4 protein-coding genes and 3 pseudogenes are annotated in these 6983 nt (G+C 57.1%); 5 read left to right on the top strand and 2 right to left on the bottom strand.

The window, feature by feature from the left end; genetic code table 11:
- From NKH90_RS33870 to NKH90_RS33860, 3 genes and pseudogenes are all read left to right on the top strand, one after another.
- Nucleotides 1-940, top strand: a 940-nt coding sequence (locus NKH90_RS33870) for a thioesterase domain-containing protein (protein WP_352823615.1), incomplete at its 5' end; no start/stop codon positions are given.
- Nucleotides 941-1147: 207 nt separating this feature from the next.
- On the top strand, nt 1148-1780 hold the full coding sequence (locus tag NKH90_RS33865) for a 4'-phosphopantetheinyl transferase family protein (RefSeq protein WP_352823612.1): 633 nt from the start codon (nt 1148-1150) through the stop codon (nt 1778-1780).
- Between the two features lie 41 nt (nt 1781-1821).
- Nucleotides 1822-1969: pseudogene (locus NKH90_RS33860) on the top strand (transposase); the annotation flags it as partial.
- Between the two features lie 102 nt (nt 1970-2071).
- On the opposite strand, the pseudogene NKH90_RS33855 reads toward NKH90_RS33860, so the two are convergent.
- Together NKH90_RS33855 and NKH90_RS33850 are read right to left on the bottom strand one after the other, a co-directional pair.
- A pseudogene (locus tag NKH90_RS33855) lies at nt 2072-2425 on the bottom strand (DDE-type integrase/transposase/recombinase); the annotation flags it as partial.
- 473 nt (nt 2426-2898) lie between these two features.
- The gene (locus NKH90_RS33850) at nt 2899-3090 is read right to left on the bottom strand and encodes a hypothetical protein (protein WP_352509872.1); all 192 of its coding nucleotides are present in this window, start codon (nt 3088-3090) and stop codon (nt 2899-2901) included.
- A 998-nt stretch (nt 3091-4088) separates the two neighbouring features.
- Here NKH90_RS33850 and NKH90_RS33845 point away from each other — a divergent pair.
- On the top strand, nt 4089-4388 hold the full coding sequence (locus NKH90_RS33845; RefSeq protein WP_352509870.1) for a Y4lK-related protein: 300 nt from the start codon (nt 4089-4091) through the stop codon (nt 4386-4388).
- 983 nt (nt 4389-5371) lie between these two features.
- Nucleotides 5372-6700, top strand: a pseudogene (locus tag NKH90_RS33840) (ISNCY family transposase); the annotation flags it as partial.
- Between the last annotated feature and the right edge of the window lie 283 nt (nt 6701-6983).

Here is a 6983-nt window from a genome sequence, read left to right as displayed (position 1 = left end):
TCTTGGGCTGGACTTTAGCGCCGCTGACCTCTTCCAAGCCCCTGTTCTGAAGGAACTTGCATCGAAGATTCATTTGGAGCCACAGCCCAGGAGTCGCGGAGTGATTTCCATTCGACCAACCGGATCGCAGCCACCGCTCTTCTTTGTCCCCACAGGTTTTGGAGATTGTTCCTATGTCGTCGGTCTGGTGGAGGAAATGGACGTAGACTGTCCCGTCTACGCTTTACCATGGCCGTCTTTCGATGAAGTTCGTCCACTGACCCTTGAAGCGATAGCTGATCAGGTCATCCTCGCGATCAAAGAAATTCAACCGCAGGGACCATATCGCTTCGCTGGATACTCGTCAGGGGGAATCTTGGCTTACGCAATCGCCCAGCGCTTGCTGAGTCTCGATGACGCTGTGTCGTTCATCGCTCTCATCGATGTTACGCTACCCGCAAACGTGACAAAGATATCACCCATCCAAATGGTACGAGACGTCGTGCTCGATTCTTTTGAATCCTTAGATGATGAGAGCTTCGAAGTGTTGGAGCAATTTGCTGGACAAAGTTCAATCGCTCAGCTGCTTGAAAAGGGGCAGCAGATTGGGGCAATACCTCTGGATCGTAATCTCCATAACGATGTTTTGATGTATGAAAGGACCGCCCGGTTCCACAAGGCGCTGCAGGCGTACCAAGTCCCAACCCTGCCAATTGAGATACATCAGTTTTATGCCACCGAGGCTCTCTTCAGTTCTCGGGCACGACAAGCTAAGAGTTCATTCTGCCCAGAGGCATGTTCGCCTATGCGCGGCTGGGACCGGGTCTTGAGTCCGGAGGCCATTACTGCCGTACCGATTGTAGGCGACCACGTGACGATGATGAGTGTTCTGGAAAACCGCAAGGCTCTGGCCCGAGCTATTTCTACGCCCTTAATCGGGGTTCTTGAAAAAGATCCCTAGCGAACTGCACCGAAGGTTCTGGCACCCAGACGAGGTTCGGTCTCGGATCGCGACAATCCCCAAATGTCGGAGGAGTTCTGGCTCGGTGATCCAAAGATGGGAAACATATGTGGTCCGCCGCCGCTGCTGATCGACGACCGAGTCGAGTCAATTCCAAGGCCAAGCTGCATTGGCTGAGCTTCTCACTTGAAATGCTCAAAGAAATAGATGGAGACTATCACCATTGATCAACAGAACATCCTCGTCGGCATTCGTCCAATAGAACCGGCCGACGAATCCACCTTGTACGCTTCCGAAGTTACCCCGATGGGACGCGCTGTTACCAAAGTCCGTCGCCAAAGCGGTGCTGCAAGAGTAATTGCCCGAACACTTCTTGGGAAACTGGGATTCCCACCACTGCCGATCCTAAAGACGCGCTCTGGTGTTCCGATCTGGCCGGCCGGCATCGTCGGATCTTTGGCTCACCACGATACAGTAGCAGCCGCCGCTATTGCAGGAACGAAGAGGATTGCAACTCTCGGCATCGACATTGAGCCTAATGAGCCACTGCCGGAGAACTTGATCGAATTGATTGCCACCCCTAACGAGCAACGCATGTACGATCTACGCCTGCTTGAGCGGCGGGACCTCTTTGTTTTGAAGGAGGCCGTATATAAGGCGTATTTTCCACTGTACAATGACGTTCTTGAATTCCAGGACGTGGACATTGATATCTCTGCGCGATTAGGGTACGTGTCGAAGGCAAATTGCACGTTTTCGCTCGAGTTACTTATTTCCAACAATGTAATCGGGTTGGCGTATTCACGGCCGACGTGCGGTGACCTTGCCCCGCTGATCTAATCCGGTTGACGTTCGTTCTGGCCCATCGAGAGGACCAGGACATGAAACGTAGCCGCTTTTCTGAAGAGCAGATCATCGGAATTTTTGAAGGAGCCGCAAGCACGGGGTCAGCGACGCCTCGATTACAACTGGAAGGGCCGCTTCGGCGGGATGGATGTCTCCGAGGCTCGGCGACTGAAGGCTCTGGAGGGAGCATGAGGAACTGTGGGGCGGTTATGCGGCGAGAGCTGTTTCGTCGGTTTTGTTGCAACGGCTGAATAGGGGCACAGAGAGGCCCTGATGCGAGGTCAATCAGGCGGCGAGGATTTCGAACTGCTCGGCCAAGGACGGATTCGGATTGAAGGCGTACCTCGCCTGTCGCTTGCGCATCATGTGAATCATTTCGATGCCGGTCAGGATGGTGGCTGCGGTGGCCGTCGATTTGAAGCCGAGCATCGGCCGGATACGGCGCTTGATGCGCCGATGGTCCTGTTCGATCCGGTTATTCAGGTATCTACTCTTGCGGATCCGGATCGGCTTCAGCCGGCGCCGGGAGCGGTCCTGCAAGCGATTTGTGGTGTCGCAGGAAACGATCGCCTCCCGATTGGTCTGGCTATCGTCGATGACGACGCGATCCGGTCGGCGATGACGCTCCAGCGCCTTTCTGGGGTCAGGACAAGAGCAGTTCAAAATCTTGCGCTAAGAGCGAACGGCTCCGACGCTGTGCTGATGGGAGGCTCCGCGCCTCCGCCGGTTGCTCAACCCGCGCCAAGAGGCGTAACAGAAACGGCCAAGGCTCTAATCGCCACTGGAGGACAGTTCAGTGGCATGTATGGACGGCCTCCGCGTGGCAAGGGCTTTCTGACATTGATGACAGGTCGGTCGGCTGCAGGCATGTATTCGGCCTTTGAGTGCGGCCTGTTGTGGCGTTGCGCCAGGATGGACATTCTGCTGAATTTTACATGCGGCGCCGTTTCATGGATGCGCGCTTGGGCTCCCCATTTTCTATTGCCCGCCCCGGCTCATGCCGGGCTGGCTTCTTGGCGTTTTGGGAGATTTGTTCACCATGGTTCATAGTGGCGGCGCAACCGTCCGGCGAGCGCCTCACCTGAGGCTACATGGCGGCCGTGGAGATTGCCTCAGAAGCGGCGCCCAATCGGAAACCTTAGCACCTCCGCGTTTTGGCGTGGCTGCTTGAACTCTTCGACGGCAACCGCCTCAATCAACAAGTCCAAGGCTTCGCGTCCCCTTCGACTCATCGGGTCATCGCCACAAAGGTAGTCATACGCTCGATCTAAATGCACTCGGGCGGCGGAAAAATTGCTTGTCATAGGACCCTCTCTACCCGCCCGCATTGCCGTCTACGAGGTGAAGGTCGCGCCATCGTCAATATCTACAGACAAATTTGAATTAAATCGGAGATGATCGGGGGAGTAGCCAGGATTTCCCCCCACGGTGACTGAACCGGTCGACTTCGACGCCGAGGTTTCGGCATTCCTCGCGCGCCTGGAGGACAAAGTCCCCTGACATGATGCCGCCGTCCAGCCCGCCGGCGATCACTCGCTGGCGCTCGGTCGGATCATAAATGCCGAGCACACCCCGTTCCGAGATCACCTCTGACCGGCGTCATTCGATGCGGACGCGGAACCGGCCCGATTTTGGCGGCGTAGAGCCAGAGGCGGCCGCCAGGTCCCAGGCCGGGTGGCTCCAAATCGCGCTAGGTCGTGTGGATCAGGTTTGTCCACACCACTTAGCTATACGGGGGGGCGATAATGCCATCGAAGAAGAAATGGCGCAGGTGTGGGGTATCGATCGTCAGAGCACCCAATCCCGCCCGCAACGCGGTTCGCAGCCATCTCGACCGATTGGTGGACTCCTGACTGCGGGATCTAAGGAGCTTTTCTTAGCCTATAGCTAAATGGAAATGCGCCGATCCCCTCGATTGAGCAAACCTCGGCCCAACCTATTGGACTCCAGAGCGAAAAGAGGCGTGCGGCTCGAGCGAATTGCGAGGAAAAGGAAATGGCGCCTCGGCATGACTGACTCCGACTGCCTGAGCGCCGGCATCGCCTTTCAGTACGCGCAAGGGGAGCGTTCCGGTGGCCAGTGCTGCCTTGCTGGAACGGAGCAGGTGGGCTGTTCTAGCAACACGGTTTAGTGCCCGGGGTGCCAACGATGAACAAATGCGCAGGAACGCTCGATCGGGCGCCTTCGGCAGGCCTGAGACCCTACAACCTGTGCAAGTGCACAGGTAGCGAAGGTGAGCGCATTCAAGCACGTTTGAGTGTCGGCGCAATTTCCATGCCGACCACCAACGGAGATTTCTGCGATGACCAACAACATTCGACTAATGAAAGCGAGCGAGATTCCCGCCTTCGTCGACAAGATGATCGAGGCTGGCTGCGACATCTGCGCGATCGGTCACTTAGGCTATTCGGCAGGTGATGTTGACCGGAAGGTACCCTGGCGCAAGGTAAGAAGAATCGTAGAAGAGTTTGGCGATCGTGATCACCTGCTACCGGAGATCGTTGCCTATCTTCGCTCGATTGGCCGGTACATAGAACTCTCGTCGTCGACAAACGAGGGCCGGAGACCGCACAAAACAGGCACTCGAAGTTGGAACGTATAAAGGACGGGTCGGATACGATTGTCGAATCCGGCTCCTTCACCGACAATGACGAGCTGGACTTCGGGACCGGTATTGACGCCAACGAGCTGTGGTTTGCCCAACAGGGCAATAACCTCATCTTCTCGTACTGGGCACCACGGACAAGGGTCGGTCAATGACTGTTCGCCGGGCAATGTCGTCGAAACTATCAAGTCCGGCGACGGCAAGGTGCTTAGCCATTCCGACGTAGCAACTCTGGGTCGCGGCCATGGCTGGTGTCGATCCGGCAACGTCGCACACGGAATTCGGCATCCAACCAAAGATGCGCGGTTTGGCGACGCCTAGCAGGTTGGAACCATCCCTGCCGCAATGCAGCAGTCCTGGTCGCTGATGAAAACAAGTCCAAGATGCCCGGTGGTGCGCTTCCACCGCACCACCGGGATCTTTGCCGCAGCCAAATGCAGAGAATCCAGGCGCGCGCTGAAAATCGTGAGAAATTCGATTTGGATTATGACAGCTGATAAAATGACCGGATTCAATTTCGATATCAATCAGCGCCCTCCGCCGGGGGCTGTCGGCCCGCATCGCGCCTGACGGCGGCGCTATGCTGGTGCTCCTACGGCCGCCCTGTTGGCGAGGGCCTTCGGGTCATCGCACTGAAACGCTTCGGCTATCCGCCTTCCCCCTCATGCTCAGTCCTAATCGATGCGATGGACGCCCCCCGAACGGCATCGCGATGTGCTGTCGTTTCCGACTCTGAACCATAGTTCAAAATCCGATAACCGCAGTTTACTGAAAGAATCCACAACTTCGTAAGCTGCGGCAGGAAGAAAAAAGCAACACAGGCGAAACCGCCCGGTAGTTCCATAATATGCGTTATGCAACTTTAAGTTGTAGCAGCTAAGTTAAAATGTCCGGATCTGGCAAAGTAGGAATGTCGCTCCTGCCTTGCCAATCTGCCCGCATTTGAGAGCGCGGGAGATTGCAGATTGGGACTGGTTCTGATGAGCAAACGCGAGCTGCGGCGTATCGAGGTTTTGTCGAAGATTGTTGAGCGGCGAATGACGAGCGTTGCGGCGGCAAGCTTGCTCGGCGTTTCAGTTCGTCAGATCCAGCGGCTGTTGAAGACGTTCCAGGCGGATGGCGCTGCGGCTCTCCGGCACAAGGCGCGTGGCCGGCGTTCCAACAATCGCATTGTCGATGGTGTTCGCGACTTCGTGCTGGAGCTGATCCGCGAACACTACATCGACTTCGGTCCAACGCTTGCCCGCGAGAAGCTGATCGAACGGCATCAGCTCGCGGTCAGCAAGGAGACGCTGCGCAAGTGGATGACGGAGGCTGGAATCTGGACGTCGCGCCGTGAACGCAAGCAGCGGCTGCATCAGCCCCGCGGGCGACGAGACTGCCTGGGCGAGATGGTGCAGATCGACGGCTCGCATCACTGGTGGTTCGAGAACCGCGGTCCCAAATGGGCCCTGCTCGTCTTCATCGACGATGCGACCGGCAAGCTCCTGCATCTGCGCTTTGCGGGGTCGGAGAACACGTTCGATTATTTCCATGCTGCCAAGGCGTATCTGCGGCACTGGGGCAAGCCGCTTGCGTTCTACAGCGACAAGCATGGCATTTTCCGAACGACCCATGGTTCCGAGAAGGATAGAAGCAGCGGCCTGACGCAGTTCGGCCGGGCTCTTTATGAGCTCAACATCGATATCATCTGCGCCAACACCCCACAGGCCAAGGGTCGCGTCGAGCGCGCCAACCAAACGCTCCAGGACCGGCTTGTGAAGGAGTTGCGCCTGCGCGACATCAGCACGATCGAGGCGGCCAACGCCTATGCGCCCGATCATGAGAATCTGGACGGCGCCATGTGTCGCAAGGAGATTCGCACGCTGTCTCAGGCTTTGACGCTGCGCTACGACAAGGTGCTTTTCATTCTCGATCCGACCGATACCGCAAAGCGACTTGCCCGTAAAAAGGTCATCGTCTGCGACTATCCCGCTCGCCTTGAGGTCACTCACGACGGCATTAGCCTGCCCTACAGAACCTTCGACAAGCTGCGTTCAGTTCACAGATCGGAGATCGTCGAGAACAAGCGGCTTGATGCCGCCCTGGAACTGGTCGCCCAGATGCAGGCTGGCCGGGAGCTTCATCGCAGCCAGCGCGGGCCGCGGCGCACCGGACAGACGAACCACATGTTCGGCATTCCCGATGGCAGCCAGAGCAATGGCTATGTGAAGCGTGGCCGCAAGCCCGGCAAGAAGGCGGATTTCACAAAGGACCCCGCAGTCGTCGTGCGGCGTGAGCAGGCGCTTGCCAGAATGCCGGCAGCCAAGGTCGAGAGCCAGGCCGTCAAAGTCGATCTGACGCTCACGGAGAGCGATAGGCATCGTATTGCGGATGTCCTCGCAGTGCTGGACGAGTTTCCAATCAACCGGAAGGCTCAACCGACAACGGAAGCCGGCTTTTAGCTCGACGAGGGCCACGCGGCTCTCAAAGCTCACATGAGGAGTGATGCGTCAAGGCAAGTTCATTTTGTCCATGGCGAAACCTTTCAGGGTGCTTCATCGGTATCCAAAGTCTGAGCCATTTCGCTCGACGCGGCACGTTTCCGTTGCC

The organism is Mesorhizobium sp. M0898, from assembly GCF_040319695.1.
Taxonomy (GTDB): domain Bacteria; phylum Pseudomonadota; class Alphaproteobacteria; order Rhizobiales; family Rhizobiaceae; genus Mesorhizobium.
This window is presented reverse-complemented; position numbering and strand designations above follow the sequence as displayed.

Bases quoted from the DNA above. Each gene is read 5' to 3' on its own strand.
- NKH90_RS33865 (WP_352823612.1), top strand. From the start codon at position 1,148: ATGGAGACTATCACCATTGATCAACAGAACATCCTCGTCGGCATTCGT.
- NKH90_RS33845 (WP_352509870.1), top strand. From the start codon at position 4,089: ATGACCAACAACATTCGACTAATGAAAGCGAGCGAGATTCCCGCCTTC.
- NKH90_RS33850 (WP_352509872.1), bottom strand. From the start codon at position 3,090: ATGACAAGCAATTTTTCCGCCGCCCGAGTGCATTTAGATCGAGCGTAT.